This window comes from Variovorax sp. JS1663 (genome assembly GCF_002157355.1).
Classification (GTDB): Bacteria; Pseudomonadota; Gammaproteobacteria; order Burkholderiales; family Burkholderiaceae_C; genus Variovorax.
This window is the reverse complement of the sequence record NZ_LYMK01000061.1, coordinates 11,979-32,456: the sequence shown is the minus strand read 5'-3', so window position 1 is coordinate 32,456 and position 20,478 is coordinate 11,979. Positions and strand designations below refer to the sequence as shown.

16 protein-coding genes are annotated in these 20,478 nt (G+C 69.2%); 4 read left to right on the top strand and 12 right to left on the bottom strand.

The features are described 5' to 3' along the window. The first annotated feature begins 168 nt into the window (after positions 1-168). Positions 169-3,465 carry an efflux RND transporter permease subunit gene (locus A8M77_RS31350; protein WP_086925381.1) on the top strand — a complete coding sequence of 1,099 codons (3,297 nt, stop codon included), beginning with the start codon at positions 169-171 and terminating at the stop codon, positions 3,463-3,465. 32 nt (positions 3,466-3,497) lie between these two features. Then, entirely contained in the window at positions 3,498-4,925 is a 1,428-nt protein-coding gene (locus A8M77_RS31345) for an efflux transporter outer membrane subunit (RefSeq protein WP_086925380.1), read from the top strand. A 54-nt stretch (positions 4,926-4,979) separates the two neighbouring features. Here the strand turns inward: A8M77_RS31345 and A8M77_RS31340 are convergent, their stop codons facing one another. Continuing rightward, positions 4,980-6,902, bottom strand: a complete 1,923-nt coding sequence (locus A8M77_RS31340) for a S9 family peptidase (protein ID WP_086925379.1) — start codon at positions 6,900-6,902, stop codon at positions 4,980-4,982. A 257-nt stretch (positions 6,903-7,159) separates the two neighbouring features. On the opposite strand from A8M77_RS31340, the gene A8M77_RS31335 reads away from it, so the two are divergent. Continuing rightward, the gene (locus A8M77_RS31335) at positions 7,160-8,959 is read left to right on the top strand and encodes a PQQ-dependent methanol/ethanol family dehydrogenase (RefSeq protein ID WP_086925378.1); all 1,800 of its coding nucleotides are present in this window, start codon (positions 7,160-7,162) and stop codon (positions 8,957-8,959) included. A gap of 30 nt (positions 8,960-8,989) precedes the next feature. Continuing rightward, positions 8,990-9,310, top strand: coding sequence for a high-potential iron-sulfur protein (locus tag A8M77_RS31330; RefSeq protein ID WP_238137043.1), 321 nt, complete (start codon positions 8,990-8,992; stop codon positions 9,308-9,310). A gap of 66 nt (positions 9,311-9,376) precedes the next feature. Here A8M77_RS31330 and A8M77_RS31325 read toward each other — a convergent pair whose 3' ends face one another. The 11 genes from A8M77_RS31325 to pqqB all read right to left on the bottom strand — a co-directional run bounded on the left by A8M77_RS31325 (position 9,377) and on the right by pqqB (position 20,433). Further along, positions 9,377-10,393, bottom strand: a complete 1,017-nt coding sequence (locus A8M77_RS31325; protein ID WP_086925376.1) for an FAD:protein FMN transferase — start codon at positions 10,391-10,393, stop codon at positions 9,377-9,379. Beyond that, the gene (locus A8M77_RS31320) at positions 10,390-12,420 is read right to left on the bottom strand and encodes a 4Fe-4S binding protein (RefSeq protein WP_238137042.1); all 2,031 of its coding nucleotides are present in this window, start codon (positions 12,418-12,420) and stop codon (positions 10,390-10,392) included. The genes A8M77_RS31325 and A8M77_RS31320 overlap by 4 nt, the downstream gene beginning before the upstream one ends. A gap of 89 nt (positions 12,421-12,509) precedes the next feature. Further along, the gene (locus A8M77_RS31315; RefSeq protein ID WP_086925375.1) at positions 12,510-13,484 is read right to left on the bottom strand and encodes a Bug family tripartite tricarboxylate transporter substrate binding protein; all 975 of its coding nucleotides are present in this window, start codon (positions 13,482-13,484) and stop codon (positions 12,510-12,512) included. Beyond that, entirely contained in the window at positions 13,481-14,323 is an 843-nt protein-coding gene (locus A8M77_RS31310) for an ABC transporter permease (protein WP_272947464.1), read from the bottom strand. The genes A8M77_RS31315 and A8M77_RS31310 overlap by 4 nt, the downstream gene beginning before the upstream one ends. Further along, on the bottom strand, positions 14,320-15,516 hold the full coding sequence (locus A8M77_RS31305) for a branched-chain amino acid ABC transporter substrate-binding protein (protein WP_086925374.1): 1,197 nt from the start codon (positions 15,514-15,516) through the stop codon (positions 14,320-14,322). The genes A8M77_RS31310 and A8M77_RS31305 overlap by 4 nt, the downstream gene beginning before the upstream one ends. After that, positions 15,509-16,498: a PQQ-dependent catabolism-associated beta-propeller protein gene (locus tag A8M77_RS31300; protein ID WP_238137041.1), complete on the bottom strand. Its 990-nt coding sequence runs from the start codon at positions 16,496-16,498 to the stop codon at positions 15,509-15,511. The genes A8M77_RS31305 and A8M77_RS31300 overlap by 8 nt, the downstream gene beginning before the upstream one ends. A 37-nt stretch (positions 16,499-16,535) precedes the next feature. After that, entirely contained in the window at positions 16,536-17,249 is a 714-nt protein-coding gene (locus A8M77_RS31295) for an ABC transporter ATP-binding protein (protein ID WP_086925373.1), read from the bottom strand. Further along, the gene (gene pqqE, locus A8M77_RS31290) at positions 17,243-18,448 is read right to left on the bottom strand and encodes a pyrroloquinoline quinone biosynthesis protein PqqE (protein WP_086925372.1); all 1,206 of its coding nucleotides are present in this window, start codon (positions 18,446-18,448) and stop codon (positions 17,243-17,245) included. The genes A8M77_RS31295 and pqqE overlap by 7 nt, the downstream gene beginning before the upstream one ends. 7 nt (positions 18,449-18,455) lie before the next feature. Further along, entirely contained in the window at positions 18,456-18,719 is a 264-nt protein-coding gene (gene pqqD, locus A8M77_RS31285) for a pyrroloquinoline quinone biosynthesis peptide chaperone PqqD (protein WP_086925371.1), read from the bottom strand. Then, positions 18,716-19,441, bottom strand: a complete 726-nt coding sequence (pqqC, locus tag A8M77_RS31280; protein WP_086925382.1) for a pyrroloquinoline-quinone synthase PqqC — start codon at positions 19,439-19,441, stop codon at positions 18,716-18,718. The genes pqqD and pqqC overlap by 4 nt, the downstream gene beginning before the upstream one ends. Positions 19,442-19,500: 59 nt before the next feature. After that, on the bottom strand, positions 19,501-20,433 hold the full coding sequence (pqqB, locus tag A8M77_RS31275) for a pyrroloquinoline quinone biosynthesis protein PqqB (protein ID WP_086925370.1): 933 nt from the start codon (positions 20,431-20,433) through the stop codon (positions 19,501-19,503). Between the last annotated feature and the right edge of the window lie 45 nt (positions 20,434-20,478).

The following is a 20,478-nucleotide window of genomic DNA, read 5'->3' as shown; positions in this document are numbered from 1 at the left end:
TCGCCTTTCTTTGGTTACTTTCTTTGGCGAAGCAAAGAAAGTGACTCGCCCGCCGGGGCGAATTCCCGGCTCCTGCGCTGAACAAAGAGCAAGGCAAGAACAAAGGCCCAGTGCCCCCACCCCCACCCTCCCCCAGAGGGGGAGGGAGCAAGGCTGGGGAGGAAAGGCATGAACCTCTCCCGCCCCTTCGTCGAGCGCCCCATTGCCACGGTCCTGCTGACCATCGGCATCGCCCTGTCCGGCATCGTCGCCTTCTTCCTGCTGCCGGTCTCGCCGTTGCCCCAGGTCGACTACCCGACCATCTCCGTCCAGGCCACCCTGGCAGGCGCCAGCCCGAGCACCATGGCCTCCAGCGTGGCCACGCCGCTGGAGCGCAGGTTGGGCATCATCCCCGGCGTCAACGAGCTCACCTCCACCAGCTCCAACGGATCGACCCGCGTCACGCTGCAGTTCGACCTCAGCCGCAACATCGACAGCGCCGCGCGCGAGGTACAGGCCGCCATCAACGCGGCGCGGGCGGACCTGCCCGCCACGCTGCGCAGCAACCCGACCTACCGCAAGCGCAACCCGGCCTCGGCGCCGGTCATGATCCTGGGGCTGACCTCGAAGACACGCACCCCGGGCCAGATCTACGAGGCGGTGTCGAACATCGTCAGCCAGCGCCTGTCGCAGGTCGAGGGGGTGGGCGAGGTGGAGATCGGCGGCGGCTCGCTGCCGGCGGTGCGGGTGGAGCTGGAGCCCTTCTCGCTCAACCGCATGGGCATCAGCACCGAGGACGTGCGCGCCGCCATCCAGGCCAACAACGCGAACCGGCCCAAGGGCGCGATCGAGAGCGAGGGCCGCCGGCTGCAGATCTATACGCCCGCGCCGGGCCGTCGCGCCGCCGACTACCGCGACCTGGTGATCGCCTGGCGCAACGGCGCGGCGGTGCGCCTGGGCGACGTGGCGCGGGTGATCGACGGCGTGGAGAACACCCGCACCCTGGGCCTCTTCAACGGCGAGCCGGCGGTCATCGTGCTGGTGACGCAGGCGCCCGGGGCCAACATCATCGAGACGGTGGACGGGGTGCGCAACCTCATCCCCGAGCTGCGCGCGCAACTGCCGCAGGACATCGACATCCAGGTCGCATCGGACCGCACCAACTCCATCCGCGCTTCCCTGCGCGAGATCGAAACCACGCTGATGATCTCGATCGTTCTGGTGGTGCTGGTGGTGGGCCTGTTCCTGCGCAGGGCGCGCGCCACCATCATCCCGGCGGTGGCGACGGTGGTGTCGCTGCTCGGCACCTTCGGCATCATGAAGCTGCTGGGATTCAGCCTGAACAACCTGAGCCTGATGGCGCTGACCGTGGCCACCGGCTTCGTGGTGGACGACGCGATCGTGGTGCTGGAGAACACGGCCCGCCACGTCGAGGCGGGCATGAAGCGCGTGGAGGCGGCGCTGCGCGGTGCGCGCGAAGTCGGCTTCACCGTGCTGTCGATCAGCCTGTCGCTGGTGGCGGTGTTCATCCCGCTGCTGTTCATGGGCGGGCAGGTGGGACGGCTGTTCCGCGAATTTGCGGTCACGCTCTCGGCCGCGGTGCTGATCTCGCTGGTGATCTCGCTGACCACCACGCCCATGCTGTGCGCCATGCTGCTGCGCAGCGAGGCGGAAGAGAGCGGCCACCGAAAGAAGCCGGGTCGGCTGCGTACCTGGCTGGGCGTTCGCCTGGACGGTGCCTGGCGCTGGACACTGCGCGTCTATGCCCACAGCCTGGACTGGGCGCTGGCCAGCAAGGGCGTGGTGATGGCGGTGCTGCTGGCGGTGATCGTGCTGAACGTCTACCTCTTCAACGCCATTCCCAAGGGCTACTTTCCGCAGCAGGACAACGGCCAGCTCAACGCCGGCATCCGCGCCGACCAGAGCATCTCCTCCACCGCGGTGGCCGAGAAGCTGCGCCAGGCGGTGGACATCATCCGCAAGGACCCGGCGGTGGACACGGTGGTCGGCTTCTCCGGCGGCGGCCGGGCCGGCGGCGGCTTCATGTTCGTCAACCTCAAGCCCGCCTCGCAGCGCACCGTGAAGACGCAGGCCGTCATCGACCGCCTGCGGCCGCAGCTCAACCAGCTGGTCGGGCTGCGCGTGTTCCTGTTCCCGGTGCAGGACCTGCGCATGGGCGGGCGCTCCAGCAATTCCAGCTACCAGTACACGCTGAGCAGCGACAGCCTGGGCGACCTGCGCAAGTGGAGCGCCCGGCTGGCCGAGCGCCTGCGCCAGGAGACCGCGCTGACGGACATCGACAGCGACGATTCGGCCAACGGCGTGGAGACCTTCGTCGAGGTCGACCGCGACGCCGCGGCGCGGCTGGGCGTCAACTCGAGCGCGGTCGACAGCGCGCTCTACAACGCCTACGGCCAGCGCTCGGTCGCCACCATCTACGACGAGCTCAACCAGTACTCGGTGATCATGGAATGGGCGCCGCGCTTCCAGCGCTCGCCGATCGTGCTGAAGGACCTCTACGTGCCCTCGACGCTCAACACCGCGACCACTGCGAGCGGCGCGACCGTCACGAGCTCGCTGCAGGCCAACACCGACACGACGACCGGCACCTCCACCGCCACCTCGGCCAACCCTGCATCGCGCACCTCCTCGGCAGGGCAGCAGATCGCGACCAGCGCCACGCCGATGGTGCCGCTGGCGGCCTTCACCAGGCTCAGCGAACGCGCGGTGCCGAGTTCCATCGACCACCAGGACACGGAGCTTGCCAGCACCATCTCCTTCAGCCTGGCCGAGGGCGTGAGCCTGCAGGACGCGCGCCGCATCGTGGCCCAGGCCGAGGCCGACATCGCGATGCCGATCAACGTGCGCGGCAGCTTCCAGGGCACGGCGCTGGCGGCGCAGCAGTCGCAGGCGCAGCAGCTGATGCTGATCCTGGCGGCGCTGATCGTGATCTACATCGTGCTGGGCGTGCTCTACGAGAGCCTGGTGCACCCGGTCACGGTGCTGACCACGCTGCCCTCGGCCGGCGTGGGCGCGGTGCTGGCGCTGCTGATGTTCCGCATGGAGTTCTCCATCATCGCGCTGATCGGCGTGTTCCTCCTGATCGGCATCGTCAAGAAGAACGCGATCCTGATCATCGACTTCGCGCTCGAGGCCGAGCGCGCCCGCGGCCTGAGCGCGGTCGAGGCGGTGCGCGAGGCCTGCCTGCTGCGCTTCCGCCCGATCCTGATGACCACGCTGGCGGCCGCGCTGGGCGCACTGCCGCTGGCGATCGGCTTCGGCGAGGGTGCCGAGCTGCGCCAGCCGCTGGGCGTGGCGATCATCGGCGGCCTGATCGCCAGCCAGTTGCTCACGCTGTTGACCACGCCGGTGGTCTACGTGCTGCTCGACAAGCTGCGCCGCCGCCCCGCCAACGAAAAGTACCTCAGCCGCGCCGCCGGCGATCCCTCTCTTTCTCCCTCTCCCTCTGGGAGAGGGTGGGGGTAAGGGCACCGGACACTGATGATCCTGCAACGACCATGACCGCCCCGACCCCTTCGCTCCACCGTCGAACGCGTTGTGCCACGGCCATCCTGCTGGCCTTCGTGCTGGCCGGCTGCGCGGTCGGGCCGGCCTACGAGCGGCCCTCCTCCGCCATGCCCGCCGGCTGGAAGGAGGCCCCCGCGGCCGAAGGCTGGCTGCCTGCCGCGCCGGCCGATGCCCTCGACCGCGGCGAATGGTGGAAGCTCTTCGGCGACCCGGTGCTCGACGGCCTGGCCGACCGCGTGCAGGTCTCCAACCAGAACATCGCGGCCGCGGTGGCCAGCTACGCGCAGGCGCAGGCGGTGGTGCGCGAGCAGCGCGCGGCCCTGTTCCCCTCCGTCTCGGCCAGCGGCAGCGTGCGCCGCTCCGGGGCGCGCAACACCACGCCGAGCACAACCACCGGCGCGGGGCTGCAGGCAGACTGGGCACCCGACGTCTGGGGCCGGCTGCGCCAGGCGGTGAGCGGGGCCCAGGCCAGCGCCCAGGCCAGCGAGGCCGACCTGGCCTCCGCGCGCCTGTCGGCGGTGGGCGAGCTCGCGACCAACTACTTCTCGCTGCGCGAGGCCGATGCCGAGCTGCGCCTGCTGGACATCACGCTGGAGGGCTACCAGCGCAGCCTGGAGATCGCGCGCAACCGCTACAACGCCGGCATCGCGGCGCAGACCGACGTGCTGCAGGCGCAGACGCTCTACGTCAACACCCAGGCCGAGCGCGTGGCGCTCAAGCGCAACCGCGACACGCTGGAGCATGCGATCGCCGTACTGGTGGGCGCCGCGCCGGCCGAATTCGACCTGCCGGCCGCCGACTGGACGCCCGTGGTGCCCGGCATCCCGGCCGGCGTGCCCTCGACCCTGCTGCAGCGCCGGCCCGACATCGCCGCGGCCGAGCGCGCGGTGGCCGCGGCCAATGCGCAGATCGGCGTCGCGCGCTCGGCCTACTTCCCCAGCTTCAGCCTGAGCGCCGCGCTCGACAGCAGCGCGAGCCGGATCGGTGACCTCTTCAAGGCCTCGAACACGCTGTGGTCGCTGGGGCTGTCGGTGGCGCAGACGGTCTTCGATGCCGGCGCCATCGGGGCGCAGGTCGACCAGGCGAAGGCCGCGCACGAAGCGGCGGTCGCGCGCTACCGGCAGACGGTGCTCACGTCCTTCCAGGACGTCGAGGACCAGCTCACTGCCGGCGCGAGCCTGGCGCAGCAGGAGGGCCTGCGGCGCGAGGCCTCGGCGGCGGCGGACAGGACCGAGCAGCAGTTCCTCAACCGCTACCGGCAGGGGCAGGTGGATTTCACCGACGTGGTGACGGCGCAGGTTTCGGCGCTGAATGCGCGGCGCACCGTGCTGCAGTTGCAGGTGAACCGGCAGAACGCCGCCGTGGCCTTGATCCAGGCGCTCGGCGGTGGTTGGCAGGCAGGCTCGACGGGCGGCTGACGGTCTTCTCCGTGCAGCCGGGCGCGCCCTGCAGGCATCGGGCCGGCGAGGCGCCTAAGGCGACCAGACCAGCGCCTTGTAGAAGTAGAACTCCGCATCCAGCGCCCATCGAATGTGGGTGGACTGCCTGAAGCCGTGCTGCTCGCCGGCGAAAAGCAGGTACAGCGCCGAGATGCCCTGCGCGCGCAGCGCCGCGACCATCGCTTCGGTCTGGCTCGGGGGCACGACCTTGTCTTCCGCACCCTGAAAGAAGGCGACCGGTGCGCCGAGCCGGTCGGCGTGGCGCACGGGTGCCCGGTCGATGTAGGTCTGCGCTTCGGACTGCGGTGCGATCAGCCAGTCCAGGTAGCGCGACTCGAACTTGTGCGTGTCGTGCGCGAGCGCGGCGGGGTCGCTGACGCCATAGTGGCTGCCGCCCGCCTTGAAGCGCTCGCGCACCGCCGCATCAGGGTGCGTGAGGCAGGTGAGGGCGGTGAATCCGCCTGCGCTGCCGCCCGTGATGACCGTGCGTGCAGGGTCCACCTCCTGCCGATCGACCAGGAACGACACGGCTGCCGCGCAGTCCTGCGCGTCGATGATGCCCCACTGCAGGTGGAGCCGGTTCCGGTAGGCGCGGCCATAGCCTGTGCTGCCGCCGTAGTCGACGTCGACGACGGCAATGCCGCGGCTGGTCCAGAACTGGATGCGCAGGTCCAGGCTGCGTGAGGCGGACGAGGTCGGGCCGCCGTGGCACCGGACGAGCAGCGGCGGCAGCGCGCCGGCCGGTCCCTGGAAGCCGGGGTTGTGGGGCGGGTAGAACAGGGCGAAGGCGGTTGCGCCACCGGGCACCGGGAACTCGATCATCCGAGGCGCCGAGAGGCGGGCGCGCAGCGTCGGATCGCCGGTGACATTCGATTCGCTCTTGGCGACCCTCGCGTCGCCGGACGCGGCATCGAGCACGACGACCGCGCTCGCGAGCGCCGCCGCGCCGGCCTTGAACACCACCCGGCCTTCTCTGGCGCGCAGCGCCGCGAACTCCGTCCACGGCAGCTCGAAGGGCGTGAGCGTGCCGTCCTCCAGGCCGAGGCGCGCCAGTCTGCCGATGCCGTTCTCGATGTACGCACAGACGAGCTGCCGCGGCGACAGAAAGGCATAGGTCGACATGCCGAAGCCCCATTGCGCCCGTCCGAACTCTGCCGCCTTCGGGCAAAGGTTCGTGCTGCCGCCGTCGGCGTCGCATCGGTGGAGATTCCACCAGCCGGACCGGTCGGACACGAAGTGCAAGATGCCATCGGGCGACCACTCGGGCTGGAACACGGATTCGACCGGACCGCCTGCCGCGCGGCTTGCGTTCGAAACCGTCTCGCCGTCGAAGTCGCCGACCCAGAGCTCGGTCGAGGTCCAGGGCATGTGAGGGTGGTTCCAGGTCAGCCATGCGAGCCGAGTCCCGTCGGGGCTGAGGCGCGGCGATGCATAGAAGTCGTTGCCATGCACGATCGGCACGCCTTCGCTTTCGGTGTTCAGGCCCAGCGCGACGATGGTGTTGACCGCCTCCCTGCCTGCTTCGCGGGAGTCTTCGCGAATGCCGATCCACAGCTGCCGGCGCAGATCGATCAGCCCATCGGCGTAGCGCAAGGCGGCATTCGTCGTGGCCGGCGTCAGCGCGACCGGCGCGCCGTCGCCGTCGAGTCGATAGAGCCGCTGATCCGCGAAGTTCGAGAAGCAGATCGTGCCGCCGGCCGCCGCGACCGCGCCGCCGCCGTATTCATGCACCCGGGTGCGCACGGAGAAGGGCGCCCGCGTGACATCGACGTGACTCCCGTCCACTCCCAGCCGCACCAGGACCTGGCGACCTGCCTCGGTCGGGCGGCCCTCCACCCAGTAGATCCCGTCGCCATCGATCAGCACATCGTTGAGCGCCGTCTGCGCCGTGGCGATGAGGTCCGAGGTGATCGGTGAATCCCAGGTGCCGAAAGCAGCGGTGATGGGCGTCGTCATGCGTGCATTGTTCCACCGGCCATGGCGCGGCGCAGCATTGGGCACCGGTGTGACGCGATGTCACGCATGCCCCATGCGGGCTGTTCAACCTTGTAGCAATGAAACGGGAAAACCCGCACGACGCGCGCCCCGAATCGAACGGAATGGCCACGATCGACGGCCATGCGCGCATGGCACGGCACTTGCCCCATGGAGCCGTGGAGGGTGCGCTCTGCGAGCGCATCCACAACCCACGATCCACCCCGCAAGGAGACACCATGCAATTGAAGCTCTTGACTGCGCTCATATCCATCGGCCTGGCAGGCGCCGCCGCCAACGCCCAGGTCACCGACAAGATGATCCAGTCCGAAGCCACGGCCACCGGCAACATCCTGACCTGGGGCATCAACACCCAGGGCCAACGCTACTCGCCGCTCAAGCAGGTCAACTCCGGCAACGCCGCGAAGCTGCTCCCCGTGTGGGCTTTCTCGTTCGGCGGCGAGAAGCAGCGCGGGCAGGAGTCGCAACCGGTCATCATGAACGGCAAGATGTTCGTCACGGCGTCGTACTCGCGGATCTTCGCGCTCGATGCCTTGACCGGCAAGAAGCTGTGGAAATACGAGCATCGCCTGCCCGAAGGCATCATGCCCTGCTGCGACGTGGTCAACCGCGGTGCCGCGCTGTTCGACAACCTCGTGATCTTCGCGACGCTCGATGCGCAACTGGTCGCGCTCGACCAGAACACGGGCGACGTGGTCTGGAAGGAGAAGATCGACGATTACGCCGCCGGCTACTCCGCCACGGCCGCGCCGATCATCGCCAACGGCGTCATGCTGACCGGCGTGTCGGGCGGCGAGTTCGGCGTGGTCGGCCGTGTCGAGGCACGCGACCCGAAGACCGGCAAGCTTCTGTGGACGCGTCCCACCGTCGAAGGTCACATGGGCTACACCTACGACAAGGACGGCAACAAGAAGGAGAACGGCGTCTCCGGCACCGTCAACAAGAGCTGGCCCGGAGACCTGTGGAAGACGGGCGGCGCGGCCACCTGGCTCGGTGGCACCTACGACGCGAAGACCGGGCTCGCGTACTTCGGCACCGGCAACCCGGCCCCGTGGAACAGCCACTTGCGCGAGGGCGACAACCTCTTTTCGTGTTCGACCGTCGCCATCGACGTCAAGACCGGCCAGATCAAGTGGAGCTACCAGTCGACGCCCAACGACAGCTGGGATTTCGACGGTGTCAACGAGTTCGTCACCTTCGACATGGACGGCAGACGCGTCGGCGGCAAGGCTGACCGGAACGGCTTCTTCTACGTGAACGATGCCACCACCGGCCAGCTCATCAACGCCTTCCCGTTCGTCAAGAAGATCACCTGGGCCACCAGCATCGACCTCAAGACCGGCCGGCCCAATTTCGTTGCCGACAACCGTCCGGGCGATCCGACGATCGGCGACGGTGGCAAGAAAGGAAGCGCAGTGTTCGCGGCCCCCGGCTTCCTCGGCGGCAAGAACCAGATGCCGATGGCCTACAGCCCCGACACCAAGATGTTCTACGTGCCGGCGAACGAATGGGGCATGGACATCTGGAACGAACCGGTCGCCTACAAGAAGGGCGCCGCCTACCTGGGGGCCGGCTTCACGATCAAGCCGCTCAACGAGGACTACATCGGCTCGCTGCGCGCCATCGATCCCAAGACCGGCAAGCTGGCCTGGGAAGTGAAGAACGGTGCGCCGCTGTGGGGTGGCGTGCTGACCACCGGCGGCAACCTCGTCTTCTGGGGCACCCCGGAGGGATACCTGAAAGCCGCCGACGCCAAGACCGGCAAGGTGGTCTGGGAATTCCAGACCGGCTCCGGTGTCGTCGCGCCGCCCGTCACCTGGATGCAAGGCGGCGAGCAGTACGTGAGCGTGGTGTCGGGCTGGGGCGGGGCCGTCCCGCTGTGGGGCGGCGAGGTGGCCAAGAAGGTGAACCTGCTGGAACAGGGTGGCATGGTCTGGGTGTTCAAGATCCCGGGCGCCGGCGGTGGCCGGCAACGCACGGCGACTGCCGCCCCGTCGACCAAGGTCGCGTCCAACTGAGGCCGGCCCATGAATCCGAGGAAGAAAGAAGTGGCCGCCGAGGCCACGCGGAGAAGCTTTGCTGTTCGACTGGCGGCGGCGACCTGTGCCGTGGCATGGGTGCCCGGTGCGGCATGGGCCGCCGCGCGCGTCGAAGAGACCGACGAAACCGCGGTGGCGCTCGGCTACAAGCACGACACCAAAAAGGTCGACGCGAAGAAGTACCCGAAGCATGCCGCGACGCAGCGATGCAACAACTGCGGGCTCTGGCAAGGTGCGGCCGCCGATCCATGGGCGGGCTGCGCGATGTTCGGCCGCAAGCACATCGCGGCCGAAGGCTGGTGCATGGCATGGGTGCAGAAACCGGGCTGAGCCCGACTGGCGATCGCTGAAAGGCTGTCGCCCGGGGCGCCGCGGGCTGTCTGGGTGGGGGATGCGCTACACCTTCGGTACCTGACCGCGCGGCGCGCTGCGGTCGAGCAGCAGGCCGGGCGTCGCATCCCAGCGGCCCGACTTGTCGACCCACAGCGCATCGACGCTCCACCGCCGTGCCGCCACGCGCGCCTGCTCGGCGCCGGCCACGAAGAAGACCTTGGTCAGTGCATCGGCGATCGCACCGCTGGGGGCCGCGACGGTCACGGCCGAGAGGGAAGGCGGCGAGTAGCCTGTGCGCGGGTCGAAGATGTGGTGGTGGCGGCGATCGGTGCTGAAGGTGGTGAGCTTGTCGGCCGAGGTCGCGATGCAACGGCCATCGGTGATCAGCCGCGCGATCAGTGCCGACTCTTCGTGCGGATCCTCGATGCCCAGCGCCCACGGCCGCGCCTCCTTGTTGTGGCCGAGCGGGGCGAATTCCCCGGCGTCGATGAGCGCGTGGCGGACGCCGTGCTTCGAAAGGACCGTGCGGGCCAGGTCGGCCGCGTAGCCCTGCGCGATGCCGTTGAGCGTCACGGCCATGGCGGGCATGTCGAAGCGGATGCGCCGGCGCGAGACGTCGAGCGCGCGCCAGTCGACCCTGGCGCGTGCGGCAGCGACTTCACCCGGCTCGGGCAGGCGGCCCGCGCGCTGCGCCGATTCGAACACGGTCCACAGCGGCTGAACCGTCACGTCGAATGCGCCTTCGCTGTCGCGCGACACGGCATGCGCGATGCCGAGGATCTCGACCAGTTCCGCCGGCGGGAGGTGCAGGTGGCCATCGCGGTTCAGTCGCGAGACGGCGCTGTCCCGGTCGAACAGGCTCATCTGGCCATGGATGCGGCGCACGGCCAGTACCGCGGCATCGAGCGCACGATCGAGCACGCCGACCTCCTCGTGCGCCGCCTGCAGCGAAAGCGTGGTGCCGAAGGCCAGCAGCGAGCGCTGCCGCCAGATCGGCGAGCGCGTCGCCGGCGAAACGCCCGCCAACCCCCCGAGGGCGCCGATGCCCATCGTGGCACGCAACAGTTGGCGCCGCCTCACGGCCGGGCTCCCGCCGCTGCCGGCAGCGATCGAATCGCGACGACGCGGCTGCGCCGCCTGGCGATCAGCGGCGCGCAGCGTTCCGGGCTGTCGTGTATCGAGATGCAATCCAGGCACTGGAAGCATTCGTCGTAGACGATCGCGCCGTCCGGTTTGATGGCCTGGTACTCGCAGCGGTGGCGGCAGGTCTGGCAGGGGGTGCCGCATTCGGCGCGGCGCGGAATCCAGCGAAGCAGCCGCAAGCGGCCGAGCAGTCCGAGGCCGGCACCCAGCGGGCACAGGTAGCGGCAGAAGCCCTTGTAGACGAACACGTTGAGCAGCAGCAGTCCAGCGGCCCATGCCACGAAGGGCCACGAGCGCTCGAAGCTGAGCGTGATGGCGGTCTTGAAGGGTTCGATCTCCACGATGCGGTCGGCCGCCGTCGGCGACACCGCGGCCAGCCCCACGATGAGCGCGAGCACGCCGTATTTGACCCACTTGAGCCGCGCGTCGAGGTCGCGATGCAGCTTGATCCGCCGGATGCCCATGAACTGCGCAGCCTGCGCCACCAGTTCCTGCATCGCACCGTAGGGGCACAGCCAGCCGCAGAAGGTGCCGCGACCCCAGGCCACCAGCGTGAGTGCGACGAAGGCCCACAGCGCGACCGTCATCGGGTCGTACAGGAAGAAGCCCAGGTCGCGCCCCGCCATCACGGCCTGGACGAGCGCCGTGATGTTGACGATGGAAAGCTGGCCCTGCGCGAACCATCCGATGAAGACGAGCGTGAAGGCAAGGTAGCCGGTGCGCAGACGCGCCAGGCGCGCGGGGTTGGCGACGATCCACCGTGGCCTGGCCAGCACGAGTGTCAGGAGCAGCAGGGCACCGGCCAGCACGCCGAGCTCCCAGGCCCGCGCGCGCCAGATGTCGTGCCAGCGCTTGTTGTCGGCGTCGGCCGGCAGCAGTTGATCGGCCGGCATCACGTAGGGCAGCGGAAAGCTGCGGCTCACACGCTCCGGATAGACCATGCCTTTGTCCCGCGTCACGCGCAAAGCCAGGTCGAGCGGGCGCGATGGGTCCAGGCCGGCCGGACCGATCACGCGGAAGACCTTGGCGTCGGCACGGCGCAGCTCGGCGGGCAGCGCGAGCGGGTCGTCCAGGTCGAGGTCGCGCAACTCGAGCGGCAGCTCGCCTTGCTTCAGGGTCAGGCGGTCGGGTACCGCGCCGCGCACGAACTTGTCGCCGACGAAGGTGTTGGGACCGGCCGCGATCACCAGCAGCGCGTGGTCGCCGGGGTCGATCCGTCCGAGCAGGTGCTGCCATCCGCTGTCGGACAGCAGGTTGCGTCCGACCAGCGGCGAGTTCAGGTAGGTGACGTACAGCTCGGTGACCGGATCGCTCGCGGCCGTGGCGGCGGAGCGCTCGACTCCGCTGCCCTGGAAGGCCTTCTCGATGGCCTCCTGCGAGAGCCGCACGCGCTGGATCAACCTGGCCTCCAGCAACGCCTGCCAGTTCGCCGGTGCATAGGTGTCGCGCCGCACGCGGGCGACCAGCTCGGGGTCGCGACCCGCGGCGAAGCCGAGCTTCGCGCGCGCGACCCGCAGCGCGGACGACAGCAGGCTCTGGTTCAGGATGCGGACCGACGCCGTCGCCTTTGCCACGCCGTCGATATAGACGTTGGCGCTGCCAAGCGCTTCGCCGCGATTGGCGTTGGAGCCGATCTTGATGCTCTGCTGCAGCGACAGGCCCTTGTATTGCCCGGCGAAGCGGAGCAGCGGCGCCTCGCCCAGCCCTTCGAGAAAGACCGGCTCGTGCTGCGACAGCACGCGCACGTCCAGGAAACTGCCTTTGGGATCGAGCGCAACCAGCAGGTTGAAGGGCGTGCCGGAGAAGCCCGGGATGGGTGCGAAGTCGATCGACTCGAACACGTAGCCGGCGAGCACCTGGGCGGTTGCGTCCTGCTTGAAGATCGGCCAGACCGGCAGGTGCGCGTCCTTCTCGCCCACGGTCAGCGGCGGCGGGAACACCTTCTGCAGGTCCGCGCGCGTCATCACTCCTGCATGGGCGATGGCCCCGAAGGCGCATGACAGGGCCAGGCACAGGAACAGGAACGGAAGCGTCCAGTGGCGCCGCATCGCCATCACACCGGACCCAGGCCGAGGCGCTCCACGATCTGCTTCTCCGCTGCGACCGCCGCACGCATGCTGCGCCCGTAGTCCGCGCTGTCAAGGTAGGCGATCTCCTGGTCGTACCGGCCCAGTTCGGCGATGTGCCGAGGGTCGAACAGGGCGGCCTTGAAGGCGTCGTGGAGGCGCTGCACGATCGATGCGTGAAGGCCGCGCGGCCCGGCCAGTCCATAGGGCGACATCGCGACGACGTCGTGGCCGAGCTCCTTCATGGTCGGCACCGTGGGCCACCGCCTGCTGCGCGCGGCGCCGAAGGTCGCGAGCAGGCGCAGGCGGCCGGTGTCGACGAAAGGTGCGAAGCCGTTGGCGTTGACGCCCGCCATGAGCTGCCCGGCCGACAGCGCGATCATCTGCTCGGCCGCGCCCTTGTAGGGGACGTGCAGGTAGCTCAGGCCGCGGCTGGCGAACAGCGCATCGAGCACGACATGAGGCGTGGTGCCCACGCCGTTGGTGGCCAGCGACAGCTGGCCGGGGTGCTCCGCGGCGTAGGCCAGCAGATCGGACACGCTGCGCAGCGGACTGTCGGCGGGCACCAGCAGGCCGAACGTCACGCCGCTCACCTGCAGGATCGGCGTGGTGTCGCGGATCGGGTCCCACGTGACTTTCTGCGTGAACGGGGCCCGAAACACCGGCTGTGGCATCTGGGCCAGCGTGTAGCCGTCCGGCGGGGCGTTCTGCAGGATCGGCATCGCCAGCGTGCCGCCGGCGCCGCCGCGGTTCTCGATGACGATGCGCTGGCCCAGCACGCGGCCGGCGAGCTCGGCCAGCACGCGCAGCGTGACGTCGGTCCCGCCGCCGGCCGTCCACGGCACCCAGAGGACCAGGCTGTGCGCGGGGAAGTCCTCGGCCCCGGGCTGGGCGCGAACCCACGGCGCCGCCGCGATGGCCGCCGTCGTCAGGCCTGCGCGCAGCAGCGTGCGCCGCATCATGTGGCGCCTCGCTGGGTCAGTCCACCGAATCCGCGCCGCGGATCGTAGCCCCAGCAGGCCAGGGCGAAGCACGCCAGCAGCGTCGCGCACACGACCAGCGGCGCCGCGCCCGGGTCCTTGCCGTACAGGGCGAAGCGGATCCATTCGACCGCATGCGTGAACGGGTTGCATTGCACGGCGCGATACACCCATGTGGCACCCGACTCCTCCAGCTTCCACAGCGGATAGAGCGCCGTGGAGAGGAAGTACATCGGGAAGATCACGAAGTTCATCGTGCCGGCGAAGTTCTCCAACTGCCGGACGTACACCGACAGCAGCAGGCCCAGCGAGGCCAGCATCAGCGCCGACACGAGCGTGGCCAGCGCCGCGTGCAGCAGCGGCAGCGGCGACATCGGCAAGGTGGTGCCGAGCAGCGCCGCCACGACGACGAAGGCCAACACCTGGGCCAGGCTGAGCAGCGTGGTCGCCAGCATCTTCGAGAAGAGCAGGAACCAGCGTGGCAGCGGCGAGGTCAGCAACAGCCGCATCAGCCCCATCTCGCGGTCGTACACCATGGCCAGCGAGGACTGCATGCCGTTGAAGAGGAGCACCATGCCGATCAGGCCCGGTGCGATGTAGACGTCGTAGGGCACGTAGGTTTCGTAGGGCTCCACAATGGCTACGCCGAAGACGTTGCGGAATCCGGCAGCGAACACCGCGAGCCACAGCACGGGGCGCACGAGCGCCGAGAGCAGCCGCGCCTTCTGCTGCCAGAACTTGACCAGTTCGCGCATGACGATGGCGCGGAGCGCCTGGACGGCATGCGAGGCGCCGCGGGCAGGTGGGGTGATGGCGCTCACGGAGACGCCTTGCAGGAGGACTCGGGCGCGTCGGTGCCGAGCGTGTCGAGCACGTTCTTCGCATGCATCACCCCGTCGACCGGCGCCGAGCCGATGACCGCCAGGCCGTCGGTCAGCAGCATCGGCTGGCGCAGTTGGCGGTCCCAGGCGCGGAAGCTCAGGCGGACGCCCTTGGAGCCGTCGAGCGTGAAGTCGGGACGGTTGAGCGCGGCGTTCAGCTTCGCGGGGTGGGGCGCGGCGGGTTGCTGGAGTGCCGCCTGGAGCAGGGCTTTGGCACCGATGTAGGCCGCCCAGTCGTGGCCGGTCATCGGCCGCCGAGCGTCACGCGCGAAGTGACGCTCGAGCTGCGGCGCGCCGTAGCGATCGAAACGCGGCGCCCATGCCGCCGCGCTCATGCCGGCGTCACCCACGACGGGGCGCGGCAGTGCGATGCGATAGGGCAGGGTACGTGCGAACTCGCCGTCGCCGTCCACCACCCAGACGACGTCGTAGTCGCCGCCGACGGCCGCGACGCCGGTCAACAGCAGCGGGTTGGCCAGGTCGCGCTCCCGCGGGTCGGCCGACAGCTTGAAGTTCTTCACGGCCACCTGCTTGAGGCCGAGGCGCTTCAGCGCGGCCTGTGCGAGGCCCAGCCGCACCGCGTCGTCTGGGCGGGGGCCGGAGAGAAGGAGCACGCGTGTCCACTTGCGAATGAGCAGGGACTGCGCCAGGGCATCGGCGCGCATGCGGTCGCTGGGCAGCGCATGGAACAGGTTGGCGCGGCAGCCCGGCTGGCGCGACGATTCGGCGCTGTCGCCGACGTTGATCAGGGCCATCGCGCTCGCCGCACTGGCCGCAGCCATCCACGTCGACGGCAGGTCGAGCAGGGCGCCCGCGGCACCGGCCTGGTCGAGTTGGCGCAGCTGCCTGACGGCATCGTCGGCGGACGTCGCGTCGCGCACGCTCACCGTCACTTGGAGGCCAGCGGCCTCGAGTTCGAACCGGCTCTCCTTGACGGCCAGGTCCACCGCGTCGCGCGCGCGCCCGCCCGGATGCCCCGGGTAGGCCAGCGCGACACGCGCCGGCTCCAGGCGATCGTCCTCCGCACGCTGGACGATGCCGATCGTCAGCGACCCGGCGGAAGCGCTCCCGGCAAAGGTCGTGAGCAAAAGCGCCCCAGCCGCGAGGCGGCGCCGGCCTTCGACGCTAGTCATCGATCACCACGGTGTGCGGAACCCTTCCCACGGCCACCGTCCTGATCGGCGTGGCCGTACGCGTGTCGACCACGGTCATGTCGTCCGACAGCCCGTTGGCCACGAACAGGCGGGAACCGTCGGCGTTCACCGCCACGCCCCACGCCCGCTTGCCGACCAGCGCCAAGGCCGTCGTCTTGCGCGATGCGACGTCGACGAAGGCCACGTGATTGGCCCGGCCCAGCCCGACGTACATGGTCTTCGCGTCGCGCGACAACGCGATGCCGACCGGCGTGATGTCGTCCGGCCGCATGCCCTTGACCTCGAAGACCACGGTGGCCAGCACGTTCAGCTGCGCCGTCGAGATGACGGTGACGCTGCTGCCCAGCTCGTTCGTCACCCACAGCTCGCCGCCGTCGGCCGAGAAGGCGAAGCGGCGAGGCCGCTGGCCCACCGCGATGTTCTTGACGACCTTGAGCGTGGCGGTGTCGATGACGTGGACCATGCTGGCGACCTCGGAGCTCACGTACACGCGCTTGCCGTCCGGCGACACCTTCACGCCTTCGGGCTCCTTGCCGACCGGGATGCCCTTGACCAGCTTCTTCGTCGCCAGGTCGAACACGTTGAGCAGGCCGTCGTCTTCGGCTGACACGAAGGCGGTCTTGCCGTCCGGCGACAGGTCGAAGACCTCGGGGTCATCGCCGAGCGGCGTGCTGCCGACCGACTTTCGGGTCTGGAGGTCGATGATGTCGGCGCGGCCGGAGTCGCTGCAGGCGACCATCAGCTGTGTGCCGCCGTTCAGGTGCTGCATGTGCCGCGGGCGCTTGCAGGTGGGGATGACGCCCACGACCGCCAGCGTCTTCAGATCGACCATCGTGATGGCGTTGTCCTTCTCGCTCGAGATGTAGGCGAGCTGGCTGCCCTTGGCTGCCGCCGGTGCCGGTGCCACGGCGAAGGCGCATGCGCAAGCGAGCGTCAGCGCGAGCATGTTCGAGGGGGGCATGGGCCTTGTCTCCTGCAAAGTCGTTGTTTGCGATCGGCTACCGCGTGGCGTTCAGGAACGCGGCTTCGAGCGTCGCGCCGCCGAGCGCTGCGGCGACGTCGGCCGGCGATCCATCGGCCAGAAGCTGCCCGCGGTGCAGCACGAGTACGCGGTCGGCCTGCTCGGCCTCGGACACCAGGTGCGTGGCCCAGAGCACCGTGACGTGGCGCTCCCGCACCTCGTCGCGCAAGCCGTCGATGAGGTCGCGGCGCGACTTCGGGTCCAGCCCGGCCGTGGCCTCGTCCATCAGCAGCAGCTGCGGCCGGTGCAGCAGCGCGCGCACCAGTTCGACCTTGCGGCGGTTGCCGCCTGACAGCTCGCGCACGCTGCGCCGCATGTCCGCCAGCAGGCCGAAGCGAGCCATCTCGAAGGCGATCCGCTCCCGCGACTCATGGGCCGGCAGGCCCTGGAGGTCGGCATGGAACTGCAGGTTGCGCGCCACGCTCAGGTCCAGGTCGAGCGACTGCTGCTGGAACACCACGCCGATGTGCGCCAGCGCATGACGGGCCTGCGTGCGCATCGAGAGCCCCGCGACTTCCACATCGCCTTCATCGGCTGCGAACAGGCCGGTCAGCACCTGGAAGAGGGTGGACTTGCCGGCGCCGTTCGGTCCCAGCAGCACCACGAAGCCGCCGCGCGCGATCGACAGGCTCAGCGCATCGAGCGCGACCCGCGCACCGTAGCGTTGCGTGAGGCCGTGGATCTTCAGCATGCGGCGAGGCCCTCGGCGGTGCGCGGGCCGCAGGCGACGGAGTTCTCGTCGCTGCGGTAGATCAGCCCCGCGGCGCGGCGTGCGCCGGGCACGAAGCGCAGCGGCTGCTCCTGCGCAGCGTTCCGTGCCGCGCGCTGGCTCGCGGTCGCGCTCAGCATGTCGTCGACCAGGCCGCGGTGCTCGCTCTTCGGACACACCGGATCGGTCGCTGCCGCGTCGCCCGTGACGAGGAAGGCCTGGCAGCGGCAGCCGCCGAAGTCGTGGTTCCGCTCGTCGCAGTCGCTGCAGGCGGACGTCATCCAGGCCTGTCCCCGATAGCGGTTGAACGCCTCGCTGCCGAACCACGCATCGCTGACCGACACGGCCTGCAGGTCCGGCAGCGGCGGGCCGGGCAGCATGCGGGCGCTGTGGCACGGCATGGCGACGCCGTCGGGCGCCACCACCATGAAGACGGCGCCCCAGCCTGCCATGCAGGGCTTGGGTTTGGCATCGGCATAGTCGGGCGAGACCCACAGCACCTTCATGCGGCCGCCCAGCCGCTGGCGGTGGGCGTCGACGATGGCCTCGGCAGCGCGCAGCTCGTCCACAGTGGGCATGAGGGCTGCGCGGTTGAGCCAGGCCCAGCCGTAGTACTGCGTGTTGGCGAGCTCGAGGTAGTCGGCGCCCATGCGCTCGGCCATGTCGATGATGCGGTCCACGTGCTGCAGGTTGAAGCGGTGCATCACGCAGTTCAGGACCATCGGGTAACCCTCTTCCTTGATGATGCGCGCGACCCTCGACTTGAGCTCGAAAGTCTTCGTCGAGCTGATGAAGTCGTTCAGCTCGCGCGTCGAATCCTGAAAAGACAGTTGGATGTGGTCGAGGCCGGCGGCCTTCAGTTCCCGGGCGCGCGGGGCCGTGAGGCCGACGCCGGAGGTGATGAGGTTGGTGTAGAAGCCCAGGCGGCTCGCATGCGCGACGAGTTCCGCCAGATCGTCGCGCAGCAGGGGCTCTCCGCCCGAGAAGCCGAGCTGCACGGCACCCATCGCCCGCGCCTCGGCGAGGATGCGCTTCCAGGTGTCGGTGTCGAGCTCGCTCCCATGGTGCGCATAGTCGACCGGGTTCGAGCAGAACACGCAGTGCAGCGGACAACGGTACGTGAGCTCCGCCAGCAGCCAGAACGGTGGCCGCACTGCGCCGCGTCCGATAGTCTGTGCCACGTCGACCCTATTGCAGCCAGCCGCGCTCGAGCGCCTGGCCGAGGAAGACGACCACGTCGTCGTGCAGGGGCGACTGGGCGAACTCTTGCTCCAGTTCGGCAACGATCTCGTGCACGGTGCGCCGGCCATCGCAGCGCCGCAGGATCTCGGCCGCCGGCGTGTTGAGCCGCACCATGCCTTCCGGATACAGCAGCACCCAGCTGTCCTGCGCAGGCTCGAACTGCATCCTGAAGAGCGCCGACATGCGCAACCGTGCGTCGGGCGCGATCATGGCCGTTGCGCCTCGGGCATGTCGTCGGGAAAGCCGCGCTCGATGGCGTCCAGCATCGACCAGAGGATGTCGAGCTTGAAATGCAGGATGGCGATCGCACGCTCCTGCCGTGCGCGCGTGGTGCACCACGTGCGGGCCACTTCCAGTCCGTGCTCGACGTCGCGCGTGGCGAGCGGGATGCGACTGCGGAAGTAGGCCAACCCGTCCGCCGCGATCCAGGGGTAGAGCGTCGGCCATGCGGCCAGGCGGTCGGCATGGATCTTCGGCGCGAACATTTCGGTCAACGACGAGATGGCGGCTTCTTCCCACGGGCGCTGGCGTGCGAAGTTCACGTAGGCATCGACGGCGAAGCGCACGCCGGGCTGCACGTGGCGATGCGTGCGCAGGTCGTCCGGATCGAGCCCGACGGCCTGCGCGAGCCGGCTCCACGCCTCGATGCCGCCGGCCTCGTCGCCGTCATAGGCATCGCGGCCGTCATGGTCGAGGATGCGCAGGACCCAGCGTCGCCGCTGCTCGCGATCCGGGCAGTTGGACAGGATCGCGGCGTCCTTGCGCGGGATGTTGACCTGGTAGTAGAAGCGGTTGGCCACCCAGGCGCGCACCTGGAAGGGCTGCAGTTCGCCGCGGTTGAGCCGCACATTGAAGTGGTGGTGAATGTGGTAGCGCGACTCGCAGGCGCGCAGGCGGGCTTCGAACTCGTCGAATGCCCAGAGGCGCTGCAGCTTGTCGCGTGCCGCCTCGAGCGAGGCCGCGCAGGTTTCAGGAGGGGCGAACTCGACGTTCACAGCGTGATCTCCATGCCGTCGTATGCGACCTCGATGCCATGGCCATCGAGCAGGCGGCGTTGCTCGCTCGACTCGTCCAGGATCGGGTTGCTGTTGTTGATGTGGATCAGCACCTTGCGCCGGGCCGGGGTCGCCAGCATGACGTCGAGCATGCCGATGCGTCCCTCGTTGCCGATCTGCGGCAGGTGGCCCATTTCGCTGGCGGTCTTCCCGCTCAGGCCCGCATGCCGCATTTCCTCTTCGGCCCAGAACGTGCCGTCGACGAGCAGGCAATCGGCATCGCTCATCCACTGCAGTTCATTCTTGCCGACCTCCGCGAGGCCGGGGGAGTAGAACAGCCTGCGGCCGTCGGCCGAATCCTCGACGAGCAGGGCGATGTTGTCGCCGACCGCCTGCTCCTGGCGGTGCGGCGAATAGGGTGGCGCCTTGCCTGGAATGGCCATGGCCTTGAAGCGCAGCGACGGAATGCCGTCGACGACGAAGGCGGCGCTGGTCTGCGTTCCAGCGATCGGAAGCATGTGCCAGCGCGTGCCGCAATAGTGCTCGAGCACGCTCAGGACCGGGAACACGGTGGTCAGATCCTCGAACACGCAGGGCGTCGCGTAGACGTCGATGCACGGCCCCTCGCGCATGCCGAGCAAGCCGGTGACGTGGTCGATCTGCGCATCCATCAGGACGACGGCCTTGATGGGCGTGCTGCGCAGGCCGTGGCGGGGATGCAGCTGGGCGTGATCCCGGATCTGCTGTCCGATGTCCGGCGATGCGTTGAGCAGCACCCATGACTCGCCGTCGGCCGACACCGCGATCGAGCTTTGCGTGCGCGCATGCGCCGTGAAAGCACCGATGCGATGGCCGGCGCACAGCCGGCAGTTGCAGTTCCACTGCGGGAAGCCGCCGCCGGCACCGGAGCCGAGCACGAGAATTTTCATGGGATGGACCTGCGAGGTCGATGGGGAGATCAGCGACAGCGCGAC